A 14,450-nucleotide genomic window follows, 5' to 3' on the forward strand; every position below is an offset into this window, starting at 1 on the left:
GACCTCTACCAGACCTCTTAGGAGACAAGAGAACGTGAGCGGCAAGGGCGCACCGGAACTGTCCGTACGCAACGTCGGGGACCTGCGGGTCGCCGTCATCGCGGCACAGTGGCACGAAAAGGTGATGGACGGTCTGGTGGACGGCGCCCTGCGCGCCCTGCACGACCTGGGGATCGACGAGCCGACCCTGCTCCGGGTCCCCGGCAGCTGGGAACTCCCGGTCGTGGCAAAGGTGTTGGCGGGCCGGGGCTACGACGCGATCGTCGCCCTCGGCGTCGTCATCCGCGGTGGCACCCCGCACTTCGAGTACGTGTGCCAGGGCGTCGTCCAGGGCCTCACCCAGGTCTCGGTCGAGACCGGCGTCCCCGTCGGCATGGGCGTCCTGACCTGCGACACCGAGGAGCAGGCCCTCGACCGGGCGGGCCTGGAAGGCTCGAACGAGGACAAGGGGCACGAGGCGGTGACGGCGGCCGTGGCGACGGCGGCCACCCTCCGCTCAGTATCTGAACCGTGGCGTTAAGCCCACGATTGTTTGCAATAGGGTGGGCAGCACCATGTCCAATAAGACGTTCGAGGAGCTGTTCACCGAGCTCCAGCAGAAGGCCGCCACGGGCGACCCCGCCACTTCCCGCACCGCAGAGCTGGTCGGCAAGGGCGTCCATGCCATCGGCAAGAAGGTCGTCGAAGAGGCCGCCGAGGTCTGGATGGCCGCCGAGTACGAGGGCAAGGAGGCGGCCGCCGAGGAGATCTCGCAGCTGCTCTACCACGTCCAGGTGATGATGGTCGCCCGCGGAATCTCGCTGGACGACGTCTACGCCCACCTGTAAAACCAGTTCAGAACCGTTTGCGACAGATCACCCCATTTCACGCGAAGGAAGCCGACCTCATGCTGCGCATCGCCGTCCCCAACAAGGGTTCCCTGTCAGGACCTGCGGCGGACATGCTGCATGAGGCCGGCTACCAGCAGCGCCGGGAGTCCAAGGAACTGCGGATCGTCGACCCGGTCAACGAGGTCGAGTTCTTCTACCTCCGCCCCCGCGACATCGCGATCTACGTCTCGTCCGGCCGCCTCGACATCGGCATCACCGGCCGCGACCTGCTCATCGACTCCGCCGCCTCCGCCGAGGAGATCCTCCCGCTCGGCTTCGCCCGCTCCACGTTCCGCTTCGCCTCCAAGCCGGGCGAGGCGAGCAGCATGGCGGACCTCAAGGGCAAGACGGTCGCCACCTCGTACGAGGGAATCGTCGCCGGGCACCTCGCCGACAACGGCATCGACGCCTCCGTGGTCCACCTCGACGGCGCCGTGGAAACGGCCATCGAGCTGGGCGTCGCCGAGGTCATCGCGGACGTCGTCGAGACCGGCACCAGCCTGCGCAACGCGGGACTTGAGGTCTTCGGCGAGCCCATCATGAAGTCCGAGGCCGTCGTCATCCGCCGCAAGGGCGCCGATGTCGAGGAGCCCAAGGTCCAGCAGTTCCTGCGCCGCCTCCAGGGCGTCCTGGTCGCCCGGACGTACGTGATGATGGACTACGACTGCCGGGTCGAGCAGCTGGAGAAGGCCGTCGCGCTCACCCCCGGCCTGGAGTCCCCGACCGTCTCCCCGCTGCACAACGAGGGCTGGGTCGCCGTCCGCGCGATGGTCCCCGCCAAGGAGGCGCAGCGGATCATGGACGACCTGTACGACATCGGCGCCCGCGCCATCCTGACGACGGCCATCCACGCCTGCCGTCTCTGAGGAACACGCCAGCCATGTCTCAACTCCCCGCCCTGCCGGTCACGTTCAGGCCGGGCCGCACCCGGGCCGTACTGCTCACCGCGGGCGCCGCGATCTTCGTCGTCATCACGGCCGTCGCACTGCTCCTGGAGCAGCTCGGCCCCGGGGAAAAGCTCAGCTTCGTCCTCACAGGTGCCCTTCTCTTCGGAGTGCTGGCCGTGCTCGCGCGCGTGAAGGTCGTCGCCGACGAGACCGGTGTCACCGTCGTCAACATCGCCAGCAGGCGGCATCTGGAGTGGGCCGAGATCCTCCAGGTGAACCTGCGCCCCGGCGACCCCTGGGTGTTCCTCAACCTCAACGACGGCACCAGCCTCCCCGTGCTCGGCATCCAGCCCGGCATCGCCAAGGAACGGGCCATCGCCGACGCACGCACGCTGCGGGCGCTCACAGAGGCCCACTCGACAAGGGATCTGCCGTAGATGGCCATGTCTTGATTAATCTGTTGTCGGTGGCGTTTTTCCTCGCGCCTCCGCCACCGGTGTTCCCCCCTGTCTCCTGAGGCCCCCTGCTACCCGAGGAGTGACTCCCTCCAGCGATGGACGGATCGTCCTGTAGTACCTGCGCCGCCCCCTCCCGACATATCGAGGCGGCGGCATGACCATCCCCTTGCTGCTCCTCGGAGCGGCGATCCTGCTGATTCTGGCCAACGGCTTCTTCGTTGCCGCCGAGTTCGGGCTCGTCACCGTGGAGCGCCCCGAGGCCGAGAAGGCCGCCGCCGAGGGCGACCGACGGGCCGCCACGGTCGTCGAGTCGCTCAAGGAGCTGTCCTTCCAGCTCTCCGGCACCCAGCTCGGCATCACCATCACCTCCCTGGTCGTCGGCATGCTCGCCGAACCGGCCCTGGCCCAGCTGCTGCACGGCCCGTTCAGCGCGATCGGCATCCCCGAGGGCGCCGTCTCCGGTGTTGCCGTGGTCGTCGGCATGCTGCTCGCCTCCGCCGTGCAGATGGTGATCGGCGAGCTCGTGCCCAAGAACTGGGCGGTGTCGCGGCCCCTCCAGGTCGCGCGCTTCGTCGCCGCACCGCAGCACGCGTTCGCCCGGCTGTTCCGCCCGGTGATCGCCGCGCTCAACGCGGTCGCCAACCGGCTCGTCCGCGCCCTGGGAGTCGAGCCCACCGAGGAGCTGGCCTCGGCCCGCACCCCCGGCGAACTCGTCTCCCTGGCCCGCCACTCCGCGCAGGCCGGCGCCCTGGAACAGGACACGGCCGATCTCTTCGTACGGACCCTGTCGCTGGGCGAGTTGACCGCGCAGCACGTCATGACCCCGCGCGTGAAGGTCAGCGCGCTCCAGTCCTCGGCGACCGCCGAGGACGTGGTCAACCTGACCCGCGCCACCGGTCTCTCCCGCTTCCCGGTCTACCGCGAGAAGATCGACGAGATCGTGGGCATGGTCCACCTCAAGGACGCCCTGGCCGTGCCCGCGCACGCCAGACTCCGCACCCCCGTCACCAGCATCGCCAAGTCCCCGGTGCTGGTCCCCGAGACCCTGCCCGTCCAGCCCCTCCTGGCCCGGCTGCGCAGCGAGCAGCCGATCGCCGTCGTCGTCGACGAGTACGGCGGTACGGCCGGTGTGGTCACGCTGGAGGACATCGTCGAGGAACTCGTCGGCGAGGTCCGCGACGAACACGACGACGTGCTCAACGAACCGCCCGAACTGGCCGCCGTACCGCCCGAGGACGGGAAACCCGCCTGGGACGCCGACGGCAGCTGCCGCGTCGACATCCTCCAACGCATAGGCCTGGACGTGCCCGAAGGACCGTACGAGACCGTCGCCGGACTGGTCGCCGACCTCCTCGGCCGCATCCCCGCCCCCGGCGACAAGGCCGAACTCCCCGGCTGGCGCCTGTCAGTCCGACAGGTGGGCCACTACCGCGCCGAACGCGTCCGTCTGGTCCGCACGGCCCCCGCCGTGAACTCCATGGAGGCGGCCCGATGACCGTCCTCCAACTCCTCTTCGCCGTACTGCTGGTGCTCGCCAACGGCTTCTTCGTCGGCGCCGAGTTCGCCCTCGTCTCCGTCCGCCGCAGCCAGATCGAACCCCTCGGCACGGCCCGCGCCCGCCAGGTCCTCTACGGCCTGGAGCGGCTCCCGCAGATGATGGCCGCGGCCCAATTCGGCATCACCGTCTGCTCGTTGACCCTGGGCGCGGTCGCCGAGCCGACCGTCGCACACGTCCTGGAACCGGTCTTCGAGTGGATGCACCTGCCCGAGGGCATGATCCACCCCCTCGGCTACATCCTCGCCCTGGCGGCCGTGGTCTTCTTCCACCTGGTCATCGGCGAGATGGTCCCGAAGAACCTCGCGATGGCCGCCCCGGAGAAGGCCGCGATGTGGCTCAGCCCCGGCCTGGTCGCCTTCGCGCGGGTCTGCAAGCCGATCACCATCGCCCTCGGTGCCGTCGCCCAGGCCATCCTGCGGCTCTTCCACGTCGAGCCCAAGGACGAGGTCGAGGCCGTCTTCACCAGCGAACAGCTCAACCGCCTGGTGGAGGACTCGGGCCAGGCCGGCCTCCTCGACCCCGAGGAACAGGAACGCCTGGAGGACGCACTGGAGTTGGGCTCCCGCCCGGTCACCGACGTCCTGCTGCGCCGCGAGAACCTGGTCACGGTCAGCCCCTCGGTCACCCCGGGCGAGATCGTCGCCCTCACCGCCCGCACCGGCTACTCCCGCTTCCCGGTCGCGGCGGAGACCGGCGCCTTCATGGGCTACCTGCACGTCAAGGACGTCCTGGACCTGGAGGAATCCGAAAGGGCGGTCCCGCAACAGATCTGGCGCCCCATGACGACGCTACGGTCCGAACTCCCTCTCGACGACGCCCTGACGGTGATGCGCCGCGCGGCAACGCACCTGGCCCAGGTGGCGGACGCCTCCGGCAAGGTGCTGGGCCTGGTGGCGATGGAGGACGTACTGGAGTTGTTGGTGGGCGAGGTGACGGACCCGGCCCACAGGGAGGTCCCGACCCAGAAACTGAAGGAAACGGTACCGAGCTGACGGTACTGGCTGGCGCGCGTTCCCTGTCCCCACCCAGGGGCGCGGGGAACTGCGCGCCCAGCCACAACGCACCTGCACTCGCGAACGAACAACAGCCACCCGAGATCGCGCGTACCGCTCAGCCGCCGGCAGGCCCCCGCCCCGACAACACCTCTCCATACGCCTGCATCAGATCCGGCAACCGCAAAGTCGACAAGTCATCCCGCGTCAACATCCCGGGATACACCGACAACCGCAGATCCCGATACGCACAGCTCTTCTCGTACAGAGTCCGCAGGAACCGCCCGTTCCCCAGCTCGTCGATCCACCCCTGATCCACCACATGCCCGGCGATGGACCGCAGCTCGTCCAACGCCTCCTCGTCCCACACGTCCCCGTTCTCCGCGGCCAACACCTCCCCGATGGAGGTGAGTTCGAGGGGACGGTACGAGGGGAAGTCGACGCGAGTCGTGAAGCGGGACGACAGTCCGGGGTTCGCGGCGAGCAGCCGGTCCATGCCCTCCGGGTAGCCGGCCAGTATCACCACGAGGTGGTCGCGATTGTCCTCGGCCCGCTTCAAGAGCACCTGCAAGGCTTCGTCGCCGTACGCGTCGCCCTTGCCGTAACCGGAGTTGGAGAGCGAGTAGGCCTCGTCGACGAAGAGGACGCCACCGATCGCGGAGTCGATCAACTCGTTGGCTTTCACGGCCGTTTGACCGAGGTACTCGCCGACGAGATCAGCCCGCTGCGCCTCGACGAGATGGTCGCCGCCGAGCAGCCCGAGCGCGTAGAAGACGCGGCCGAGTATCCGGGCCACGGTGGTCTTGCCGGTGCCCGAGGGACCGGAGAAGACGAAGTGCCGTTTCGGCGGCTGGACCGGCAGCCCCTGTCCGGCCCGCAGCCGTGCCATGTTCAACTGGGCGGACAGTGCCTTCACTTGGCGCTTGACCGGCTCCAACCCCACCATGCGCTCCAGCTCGTTGAGCGCCTCCTCCAATAAGACGGGGTCGGTGGGTCCGGTGGGCAGCGGCGGCACGGGCACCGAGGTCTTCTCGCGCACCGAGTCGGCCGCCGAGGGCAGCGGACCGGTCGGCGGCAGACCGGGCTCCGACAGCTTCAGATCGCGCCCCTCCGCGCCGAACAGCGGATCGAGCCCGTCCGGCCCCTCCAGCGCGTCCGCCCCGCCGGAGAGGGTGATCGCCGCGAGGTCGGTCACGTCCTCGGAGCCGTCGTACCCGTCGGAGTCGGTGATCGCGGCGAGCCGCGCCGAGGTGTCCATGAACGCGGGGTCGACGCGGTGCACCGCCCGGTACAGGGGGAGCGCGGCGGCGCTGCGGCCGGTGCCCTCGTGGGCCCGTGCCAGCCAGTACCGCAACTCCTTGCGCTGCGGCTGTTCGCTGCGACAGCGCATCAGCGCGGAGGACAGCAGCGGTTCGGCTTGGCCGTACATCTCAAGCCGGACCCGGGCCATCCCGCCGAACAACCCGGCCTCGATGCCGAGGAGTTGGTCGTTCAGCAGCGGATCGGTGTGCCGGACCAGCTGCTCCCAGTCCTTGACCAGATAGGCGCGGCAGGCGTGCAGGAAGCGGACCTGGTGGTCGGTGTCGACGGGCGGCAGTCCGGCCAACGCGCGGTCCAGTTCGGGCACATGGCGGCCGTCCAGCCAGTGCGAGGCGTGCGCGAGCAGCAGATCGCGCGGGCTCTCCAGCACGGGCTGGACCCACCAGCCCAGCCAGTACCAGGAGTTGAGCGTCCGGCGGTGTCTGGTGCGCTGTTCCCCGAAGCGTTCCCGGTGCCGGTACATCCGCAGCAGCGCGGTGGTCGTGTCGACGCGCAGCGCGTGCAGTCCGAGCCAGCCGTCGGCCATCCCGGGATCCATCCGTACCGCGGTGCGGAACTCCTCCTCCGCCTGCGGATAAGCGCCCATCGTGTAGGCGTCCACGCCTCGCAGCCACGCGAGGTCGGCCGGGGCCTCGGGGCCCTGCGTGCCGAAGTCCATCACGTCCCCCCACAAACCGTGCCCCCGTTGATTCGCCGCCGGGCCGGCGCCCGTCGGCAGTCTGGGTCGAACCGCTGTGCCGCGGACGGGAGTTGCCGTGGTGCGCGAAGCAGCCGTCCGTCGGTCGCACCCTGGGCATCGTACCTGCGGGGCAGTCGCGCTTCGAAGGGTGCCGCACAGGCCGTTTGGCGAGGTGGGAGCAGATGGGGCGCACTCGGAATGGTGACCCAGGGTGAGCGAATCACGGGTCGTAGCGGCCGGAAACGACGCTGAGAGCAGAACGAAGCCCCCGATCACGGGGGAACAACCGGGGGCTTCGCGACTCTGGGCGGCTCCGAACGGCCGCACATTCAGAACGTAAGACCTGTACGGCCCCTGGGTCAAGCCGAGTTGAGGCACTCAGGCAAGTTCGAGCATGACGGTCTTCACAAGTTCAGCACACTGCGGGCGGTCCGTCACCGTGGGTGATTTCGTGGTCCGGTCCAATCGTCCCGGAGGGCCCCGGCAGCACCTCGTACCCCATCGGCAACTGCCGTACCAGGAAGTCCGCGTACGGCCGCGAAGGGTCCTCGGCGAAGTGTTCGCGTTCCGCCTCGACCCACCCGTCCCAGAAGTCCCGTTGCTCACTTCCGTCCCGCAGCCGTCCCCTTGCCCAGGACCCCTCCCGGGGCAGTTCCATCCACAGCAGCCCCGCGAGGAACGGCCGTACCGCCCGGCGTCCGGCGCCGACGCCCTCGATCAGGACCACGGGCGCGGAGGGCAGCGCGAGAGGTGGTCCGAAGCGTCGGGTGTGCCAGTCGTAGGGGGCGTAGTGGGCGCTCCCGGCGCGGCCGAGCGGGGTGATCACGTGGCTCAGCAGCCGGTCGGTCCAGCCGAACAGTTCGTCGTGGGTGGCGAGGTCGTCCAGGTGCAGCACGGGTGCCCCGCCCAGGGCCGCGGCCAGCCGCCCGGCGAACGTGGACTTCCCGGACCCCGCGTGCCCGTCGACACCGACGAGCCGGACCGGGCCGCAGGACGGGGGCAGCCGGCGGAGCCGGTGGGCGAGGTCGTGCATGAGGGGTCCCGGAGGTCGTGGGCCGATGTCGCAGGTCGCCCCGGCATTCTACGGAGCGGCGGGCTGCGCCCCAGGTCATGCCGGTGGTCGATGCCAGTGGTCGAGACCAATATTGGTGGGCGTGACATGGCTCGCGGTGCTGGCAGGGGCATGCCGTCGGCGTACATAGTTGGCGCACGACCGTGCACTGGATCTGTCCCGACTCGGAACGCCTTGGGGGTCTTCCGCATATGAGCAGAGCCGAACATCCGTCCCGCAGAACCGTCCTGGCCGCGGCGGTCGGCGCCGCGGTGGTGAGCGGCACGGGCCCCGCGACCGCCGACACCGCGACCGACGTCGGCGACTCCGGCCGTGGCCCCGCCTTGGCCCCCACGGTCGACAACCACGCGTGGACCACCTACGACGACTGGTGCCGCGGAAAAGCCAGGGGCACCCGGGCCGTCCCGGGCTCCCGCCCCGGCCTCGCCATCGGCGCCGCCCTCGGCAGCGTCGACTACACGGACCCGCACACCGGCAGGACCGCCGCCTGGGAGTACGGGACCTGGACGTCCCCCGTCCACAGGCTCTCCGTCCCCGCGACGGAGGCCATCGCCTCCTGGAACGCGCACACCCCCGCCGGCACCTGGATCCAGGTCGAACTGCGCGGCACGTACTCCGACGGCACGGACACCCCCTGGTACGTGATGGGCCGCTGGGCCGCCGGCGACCAGGACATCAAGCGGACCTCCGTCGACGACCAGAAGGACGGCAAGTCCGCCGTCTGGACGGACACCTTCGCGATCGACGACGCGACCACGGGCCTGCGCCTGGCGTCGTACCGGCTGCGCCTGACCCTCTACCGCAAGCCCGGCACCAAGCTCACCCCCACGGTGTGGCGGCTGGGTGCGATGGGATCTGACGTCCCCGACCGCTTCACCGTCCCGGCCTCCGTGCCCGGACTCGCCCAGGAGCTGATCGTCCCGCGCTACTCGCAGGAGATCCACATCGGCCAGTACCCCGAGTACGACAATGGCGGCGAGGCCTGGTGCAGCCCCACCTCCTCGCAGATGATCATCGAGTACTGGGGCGGCCGGCTCACCCCGGAGCAACTGGCCTGGGTCGACCCGAGCTATGCCGACCCGCAGGTCGACAACGCGGCCCGCTTCACCTACGACCACCAGTACAAAGGCTGCGGCAACTGGCCGTTCAACGCCGCCTACGCGGCCACGTACCAGGACCTCCAGGGCGTGGTCACCCGGCTCGGCTCGCTCACCGACCTGGAGACGCTGATCGCGGCGGGCATCCCGGCCATAACGTCACAGTCGTTCCTCAGCGGCGAGCTGACCGGCGCGGGGTACGGCACCTCCGGCCATCTGATGACCGTGATCGGCTTCACCGCCGCGGGCGATGTGATCGCCAACGACCCCAACTCACCCAGCGACCCGGCCGTCCGCCGCGTCTACAGGCGCCGCGAGTTCGAGAACATCTGGCTGCGCACCAAGCGGTACAACTCCTCCGGCAACCTCTCCTCCGGTACCGGCGGCGTCTGTTACCTCTACTTCCCGGCGCGGCCGACCGCCCGCCAGCGCACCGCACTCGCGGCGGTGGGCGTGCGCTGACCCCGGGGCTGTGACCAAGGTCTCCGGTGCGGAAGGCGATATGGATGGCAAGGTGGACAGAACGGGGGAGTCCACCGCACATCCGACCTCTGTGAGCCATCATGACCGCACACTCGGCCGGCGCCGCGCGCGCCCGCATCCGCACCGGCGGCCCCAAGGGCGACGGCCCGAAGATCGTCGAACACATCATGGGCTGGACCCTCGTCGTGGTGATCGCGATGCTCGTGACTCAAATCGGCCTGCTGTGACCTGACGCATACTTGACCTGCCATACTGCGGTTGACCAAGCCCAGTTGGAGAGCCAGAGTCGAAATTGGAAATCAGTCAGCAGCGTGACGTCGTACGTCCCCGGGCGCGCGGCACCGAGCGTTCCCTGGCGCGCCGCGCCGAACTCATCGCCATTGGCCGGAAGTTGTTCGCCGACACGTCCTACGACGCGCTGTCCATGGACGACATCGCGCGGCAGGCGCATGTCGCCAAGGGGCTGATCTACTACTACTTCCAGTCCAAGCGCGGCTACTACCTGGCGATCATCAACGACTCCGTGGCCGACCTGGTGACCTTCGCGGCGAGCGGCTTCGAACTGCCCCAACTGGACCGCGTACAGCGCACGATGGACAGCTATCTCCGCTGGGCCGAGCACAACCAGGCCGCCTACCGCACCATCGTCAGCGGCGGGGTCGGCTTCGACGCCGAGGTGCACGCCATCCGCGACGGCGTGCGCGCCGCCATCGTCGAGACCATCGCCGACGGGGCCTACGGCCGCAGCGACATCTCCCGCCTCGCGCGCATGGGCCTGTTCGGCTGGGTGTGCAGCGTCGAGGGCGCGACCCTGGAGTGGATCAGCGGCCCCGACCTGTCCCGCGAGACGATGCGCGAGCTCCTCGTGAAGACCCTCGGCGGCACCCTGCGCGCCATCGAGGAACTGGACCCGACGTATCCGGCGCCGGCCCCCGCCCGCCGGGACGGCTGAACAGGCGCTCCCGCCCCGTTCCGGACGACCGGGTTATTCTCGAAGTGAGCGGTCGTTAACTGGTGACGAGAGACCTCCGATCGGGCATACTCACAGCGCAGAGTCGCTGGTCAGCCGCTTCCGAGACCCGGGAGCGGGAGCAGCGGCCGTACCCGTGCGACATCCCGCGCAGGCGCCTCGACCCCAGGCGTACGCCCGCCGATGTCCCGACAGGGAGGAGAGCGTCGCCATGCCCGACCGCGCCCCGCAGCCGGTGGACCGGCAACTGCCCACGGACGAGGCCCGGGATCTGATCTCGCTGGTCCGCGACATCGCGCAGCGTGAGATCGCCCCGAGGGCGGCCGAGGAAGAGGATGCCGGACACTTCCCGCGCGAGGTCTTCACCCTGCTCTCCGACTCCGGACTGCTCGGCCTGCCCTACGACTCCGAGTACGGCGGCGGCGACCAGCCGTACGAGGTCTACCTCCAGGTCCTCGAAGAACTCGCGGCGGCCCGCCTCACCGTCGGCCTCGGCGTCAGCGTCCACTCCCTGTCCTGCCACGCGCTGGCCAACTACGGCACCAAGCAGCAGCAGGTCGAGCACCTGCCCGCGATGCTCGGCGGCGGACTGCTGGGCGCCTACTGCCTCTCCGAGCCGTCCTCCGGTTCGGATGCGGCCTCCCTGCGCACGAAGGCGGTCAGGGAGGGGGACGACTGGGTGATCGACGGCACCAAGGCCTGGATCACCCACGGCGGCATCGCCGACTTCTACACGGTCATGGCCCGCACCGGCGAGGACGGCCCGCGCGGGATCAGCGCCTTCCTGGTGCCCGGTGACGCGCCCGGTCTCAGTGGCGCCGTACCGGAGAAAAAGATGGGCATGAAGGGCTCGCCCACCGCACAGGTCCACTTCGACGGCGTCCGCGTCTCCGACGAGCGGCGCCTCGGCGAGGAGGGCCAGGGCTTCGCGATCGCCCTGTCCGCGCTGGACTCCGGACGGCTCGGCATCGCCGCCTGCGCGATCGGCCTGGCCCAGTCCGCGCTGGACGAGGCGCTGGCGTACGCGACCGGACGGCAGCAGTTCGGGCGGCCGATCTCCGACTTCCAGGGGCTGCGCTTCATGCTCGCCGACATGGCCACCCAGATCGAGGCGGGCCGGGCGCTCTACCTCGCGGCGGCCCGGCTGCGCGACGCGGGCCGGCCGTTCGCCAAACAGGCCGCCATGGCCAAGCTGCACTGCACCGACACCGCGATGAAGGCCACCATCGACGCCGTCCAGGTGCTCGGCGGATACGGCTACACCGCGGACTTCCCGGTGGAGCGCTACATGCGCGAGGCGAAGGTCCTACAGATCGTCGAGGGCACCAACCAGATCCAGCGCATGGTCATCGCCCGCCACCTGGCGGGTCCTGAAGCCCGCCGAACTGGCTGAGCCCGACCGGCGGTTCCGCCAGCCGCACCCACTCCGGATCGTGCCGCCCCGGCAGGGTGCGGCCCCGGTCGGCCCAAGTCCGCATGAGATCACGGTAGATGGGCGGGTCCTGCGGCGGCGCCGGTTGGTCGGGCGCGGGGACGAAGATGCGGCGGCGGCGCTCGGTCGACGCATAGGTGGCGGTCATACCCGGGGCAACGTAAAGGCCCGTTGACAGGTCACCGGCGCGGGTATTCGAGCGTGAGTTCACCGGCGTACGGCTCTCGCCTCTGGCTACCGCACACAACCTGACGTACCGTCACCTCCACTGTCCCCAGGGGAGGTTAGCCGTGGCAGACGACCGTCCCGTGCCCCTCGACGAGTACCCCGTGCACCAGGTCCCCCTGTCGATGAAGCACGTCGCGACCGGCGACCGGAACGCCTACGACCGCTGCATTTTCCACGTCCTCGACCACGAGGGCCGCGCCCTGCTCATCCTCGGCCTCGGCGTCTACCCCAACGTCGGCGTGATCGACGCCTACGCCACCCTCCGCACCGGCGACACCCTGCACGCCGTCCGCGCCTCGGACGCCCTCGGCGACGACCGCATGCACCTCGCGGTCGGCCCCCTGCACATCGAGGTCGAGGAGCCACTGCGCCGACTGCGCCTGCGCTGCGACGACAACTCCCTCTCGTACGACCTGACTTGGACCGCCGAGTTCCCGGCCCTCTGGGAACCCCATCACGTCCAGTACCGCGGCGACCGGCTCACCCTCGAAGGGCGCCGCTTCGTCCAGGCGGGCGGTGTGGAGGGCGTGATCCGCGCCGGTGACGAGGAGTTCCGGGTCACCGCCGAGGGCTGGACCGGTACCCGCGACCGCAGTTGGGGCGTGCGGCCCATTCCCGGCGAGGAGGGCGGCCGGCTCGCCGCGGACCACCCGACCGAGGGCTTCCACTGGATCTGGTGCCCGGTCCGCTTCGAGGACCGCTTCCTCATGGTGATCGTCCAGGAGGACGCCGACGGTCACCGCACCCTGAACGAGGCGACCGTGGTCCGCCCCGGCCACCGGGACCGCCAACTCGGCTGGCCCCAGGCCGAGATCACCTACCGCTCCGGCACCCGGCACCCCGAGCGCGCCCTCGTCCACCTCGGGGACGCCCGCAAGCCCCAGGAACTCGACGTGGAGATCCTGACCTCGTCCCCGCTCGCGATCGGCGCCGGCTACCCACCCGCCGACGACTGGCAGCACGGCACCTGGCGCGGCCGTGGCTGGACCGACACGCGCACCTACGACCTCACCCGGCCCAACCCGCTCGCCGCCTACGGAGTCACCGACCACGCGGCCCGCTTCCGCCTCGACGGCCGGGTGGGCCACGGCATCTTCGAGCACGGCTCCTTCGGCCGCCACGACCCGAGCGGCTTCACCGGCTTCGAATCGGTCGCACCGTAGGGGAGTTGACGCACATGGCCACCCGGGACCCCGAGGAACTCGACTGTCGTCCGACGGCGTGGTGCGAATCCCGCTTTTCCGGCGCCGAGCCCGTCGGTCTTACCGGCTTCGACGCGGAAGCACCGCAAGGGAGTTGACCCATGGCCACGGCACCCCGCCCGCGCACCACCACCCGCGACCCCGAGGAACTCGCCCACCGCCTCACCGCCTGGCTCGACACCCGCCTGCCCGGCGCCAAGGCCGTCGACATCACGGTCCCCGCGTCGAACGGCATGTCCAGCGAGACCCTCCTCTTCGACATCGAACACCCCGAACCACCGCTGCGCGCCTGCGCGTTGAGACTCGCGGCCGACCCGGCGGCGTACACCGTCTTCCCGGTCTACGACATGCCGCGCCAGTTCCGCACCATGCGCCTGGTCGCCGACCGCACGGACCTCCCGGTACCGGAAGTCCGCTGGCTGGAGGAGGATCCGGGCCCGCTCGGCGCCCCGTTCTTCGTCATGGAACGTGTGGCCGGACGCGTACCGCCGGACGTCATGCCCTATACGTACGAGGGCAATTGGCTGCACGCGGCGACCGACGCGGAGCGGGAACACCTGGAGGCTGCCTCGATCGGACTGATCGCCCGCCTGCACGACCAAGTCCCGCCCACCGAGGCCGAGTTCCTCACCCTCCCCGGCGAGGGCGACGCCCTCAGCCGCCACGTCGCGGCCCAACGCGCCTACTACGACTGGGTGGTTGACGGACTCGCCCGCTCACCGCTCATCGAGAGCGCCTTCGACCGGCTGACCGAACTCTGGCCGTCCGACCCCGGCGAGACGGTCCTCAACTGGGGCGACGCGCGCATCGGGAACGTCGTCTACGACGGGTTCGACCCCGTCGCCGTCCTCGACTGGGAGATGGCGGCCCCGGCCCCGCGCGAGGTGGACCTCGGCTGGACCGTCTATCTGCACCGCTTCTTCCAGGACCTCACGGCCGCCTTCGGCCAAGCGGGCCTGCCGGAGTTCCTCCGCCGGGACCGGGTGGAGGCCCGGTACGCCGAATTCACCGGCCACACCCCGCGCGACATGGACTTCTACACCCTGTACGCGGCCCTGCGGCACGCGATCGTGATGCTGCGCGTCGCCTACCGGCAGGTGCACTTCGGGGAGAGCGCCGTCCCGGCGGACCCGGACACGCTGATCCTGCACCACAGCAGCCTGCGGGCCATGGTGCAGGGCAGTTACTGGGGTTGAGCGAGAG

15 protein-coding genes are annotated in these 14,450 nt (G+C 70.0%); 12 read left to right on the forward strand and 3 right to left on the reverse strand.

Features of this window, described 5'->3' with window-relative positions:
- The first annotated feature begins 34 nt into the window (after window positions 1-34).
- The 6 genes from ribH (at window position 35) to ACWIHT_RS27710 (ending at window position 4,764) form a co-directional block, all read left to right on the forward strand.
- A complete protein-coding gene (ribH, locus tag ACWIHT_RS27685; protein ID WP_019059681.1) occupies window positions 35-520 on the forward strand; it encodes a 6,7-dimethyl-8-ribityllumazine synthase in 486 nt (161 codons plus the stop codon).
- A 34-nt stretch (window positions 521-554) separates the two neighbouring features.
- Complete coding sequence (locus tag ACWIHT_RS27690) at window positions 555-827, forward strand: phosphoribosyl-ATP diphosphatase (RefSeq protein ID WP_018534786.1); 273 nt, start codon at window positions 555-557, stop codon at window positions 825-827.
- A gap of 59 nt (window positions 828-886) precedes the next feature.
- Window positions 887-1,735 (forward strand): ATP phosphoribosyltransferase, encoded by an 849-nt coding sequence (gene hisG, locus ACWIHT_RS27695; RefSeq protein ID WP_456170964.1) that lies wholly within the window; start codon window positions 887-889, stop codon window positions 1,733-1,735.
- Window positions 1,736-1,749: 14 nt separating this feature from the next.
- Window positions 1,750-2,193: a PH domain-containing protein gene (locus ACWIHT_RS27700; protein WP_456170966.1), complete on the forward strand. Its 444-nt coding sequence runs from the start codon at window positions 1,750-1,752 to the stop codon at window positions 2,191-2,193.
- Window positions 2,194-2,368: 175 nt separating this feature from the next.
- Window positions 2,369-3,709 carry a hemolysin family protein gene (locus ACWIHT_RS27705; RefSeq protein ID WP_456170967.1) on the forward strand — a complete coding sequence of 447 codons (1,341 nt, stop codon included), beginning with the start codon at window positions 2,369-2,371 and terminating at the stop codon, window positions 3,707-3,709.
- A complete protein-coding gene (locus ACWIHT_RS27710; protein WP_456170968.1) occupies window positions 3,706-4,764 on the forward strand; it encodes a hemolysin family protein in 1,059 nt (352 codons plus the stop codon). Before ACWIHT_RS27705 ends, ACWIHT_RS27710 begins: the two co-directional genes overlap by 4 nt.
- 118 nt (window positions 4,765-4,882) lie before the next feature.
- Here the strand turns inward: ACWIHT_RS27710 and ACWIHT_RS27715 are convergent, their stop codons facing one another.
- Window positions 4,883-6,742, reverse strand: a complete 1,860-nt coding sequence (locus tag ACWIHT_RS27715) for an AAA family ATPase (protein ID WP_456170970.1) — start codon at window positions 6,740-6,742, stop codon at window positions 4,883-4,885.
- 433 nt (window positions 6,743-7,175) lie between these two features.
- A complete protein-coding gene (locus ACWIHT_RS27720; protein WP_456170971.1) occupies window positions 7,176-7,796 on the reverse strand; it encodes a uridine kinase family protein in 621 nt (206 codons plus the stop codon).
- 230 nt (window positions 7,797-8,026) lie between these two features.
- Here ACWIHT_RS27720 and ACWIHT_RS27725 point away from each other — a divergent pair, with 230 nt between their 5' ends.
- The 4 genes from ACWIHT_RS27725 (at window position 8,027) to ACWIHT_RS27740 (ending at window position 11,778) form a co-directional block, all read left to right on the forward strand.
- The gene (locus ACWIHT_RS27725; RefSeq protein ID WP_456170972.1) at window positions 8,027-9,394 is read left to right on the forward strand and encodes a peptidase C39 family protein; all 1,368 of its coding nucleotides are present in this window, start codon (window positions 8,027-8,029) and stop codon (window positions 9,392-9,394) included.
- A 101-nt stretch (window positions 9,395-9,495) separates the two neighbouring features.
- A complete protein-coding gene (locus ACWIHT_RS27730) occupies window positions 9,496-9,642 on the forward strand; it encodes an SCO1431 family membrane protein (RefSeq protein ID WP_456170973.1) in 147 nt (48 codons plus the stop codon).
- A gap of 65 nt (window positions 9,643-9,707) precedes the next feature.
- The gene (locus ACWIHT_RS27735; protein WP_456170975.1) at window positions 9,708-10,367 is read left to right on the forward strand and encodes a TetR/AcrR family transcriptional regulator; all 660 of its coding nucleotides are present in this window, start codon (window positions 9,708-9,710) and stop codon (window positions 10,365-10,367) included.
- A gap of 229 nt (window positions 10,368-10,596) precedes the next feature.
- Window positions 10,597-11,778, forward strand: coding sequence for an acyl-CoA dehydrogenase family protein (locus tag ACWIHT_RS27740; protein WP_456170976.1), 1,182 nt, complete (start codon window positions 10,597-10,599; stop codon window positions 11,776-11,778).
- Here the strand turns inward: ACWIHT_RS27740 and ACWIHT_RS27745 are convergent.
- Window positions 11,732-11,965, reverse strand: a complete 234-nt coding sequence (locus ACWIHT_RS27745; RefSeq protein ID WP_456170977.1) for a hypothetical protein — start codon at window positions 11,963-11,965, stop codon at window positions 11,732-11,734. The two genes, ACWIHT_RS27740 and ACWIHT_RS27745, sit on opposite strands and share 47 nt — an antisense overlap.
- 142 nt (window positions 11,966-12,107) lie before the next feature.
- On the opposite strand from ACWIHT_RS27745, the gene ACWIHT_RS27750 reads away from it, so the two are divergent.
- Together ACWIHT_RS27750 and ACWIHT_RS27755 are read left to right on the forward strand one after the other, a co-directional pair.
- Window positions 12,108-13,208, forward strand: a complete 1,101-nt coding sequence (locus ACWIHT_RS27750; protein ID WP_456170979.1) for a hypothetical protein — start codon at window positions 12,108-12,110, stop codon at window positions 13,206-13,208.
- Window positions 13,209-13,348: 140 nt separating this feature from the next.
- Window positions 13,349-14,443 (forward strand): phosphotransferase family protein, encoded by a 1,095-nt coding sequence (locus ACWIHT_RS27755; RefSeq protein WP_456170980.1) that lies wholly within the window; start codon window positions 13,349-13,351, stop codon window positions 14,441-14,443.
- The last annotated feature ends 7 nt before the right edge of the window (window positions 14,444-14,450 follow it).

The sequence above is a fragment of the Streptomyces sp. NPDC002276 genome, from assembly GCF_053891435.1.

Excerpts from the sequence above, each read along its gene's own strand:
- ACWIHT_RS27745 (WP_456170977.1), bottom strand. The coding sequence starts at position 11,965 with ATGACCGCCACCTATGCGTCGACCGAGCGCCGCCGCCGCATCTTCGTC.
- ACWIHT_RS27740 (WP_456170976.1), top strand. The coding sequence starts at position 10,597 with ATGCCCGACCGCGCCCCGCAGCCGGTGGACCGGCAACTGCCCACGGAC.
- ACWIHT_RS27715 (WP_456170970.1), bottom strand. The coding sequence starts at position 6,742 with ATGGACTTCGGCACGCAGGGCCCCGAGGCCCCGGCCGACCTCGCGTGG.
- ACWIHT_RS27700 (WP_456170966.1), top strand. The coding sequence starts at position 1,750 with ATGTCTCAACTCCCCGCCCTGCCGGTCACGTTCAGGCCGGGCCGCACC.
- ACWIHT_RS27725 (WP_456170972.1), top strand. The coding sequence starts at position 8,027 with ATGAGCAGAGCCGAACATCCGTCCCGCAGAACCGTCCTGGCCGCGGCG.
- ACWIHT_RS27710 (WP_456170968.1), top strand. The coding sequence starts at position 3,706 with ATGACCGTCCTCCAACTCCTCTTCGCCGTACTGCTGGTGCTCGCCAAC.
- ACWIHT_RS27690 (WP_018534786.1), top strand. The coding sequence starts at position 555 with ATGTCCAATAAGACGTTCGAGGAGCTGTTCACCGAGCTCCAGCAGAAG.
- hisG (WP_456170964.1), top strand. The coding sequence starts at position 887 with ATGCTGCGCATCGCCGTCCCCAACAAGGGTTCCCTGTCAGGACCTGCG.
- ACWIHT_RS27730 (WP_456170973.1), top strand. The coding sequence starts at position 9,496 with ATGACCGCACACTCGGCCGGCGCCGCGCGCGCCCGCATCCGCACCGGC.
- ACWIHT_RS27705 (WP_456170967.1), top strand. The coding sequence starts at position 2,369 with ATGACCATCCCCTTGCTGCTCCTCGGAGCGGCGATCCTGCTGATTCTG.
- ACWIHT_RS27755 (WP_456170980.1), top strand. The coding sequence starts at position 13,349 with ATGGCCACGGCACCCCGCCCGCGCACCACCACCCGCGACCCCGAGGAA.
- ACWIHT_RS27720 (WP_456170971.1), bottom strand. The coding sequence starts at position 7,796 with ATGCACGACCTCGCCCACCGGCTCCGCCGGCTGCCCCCGTCCTGCGGC.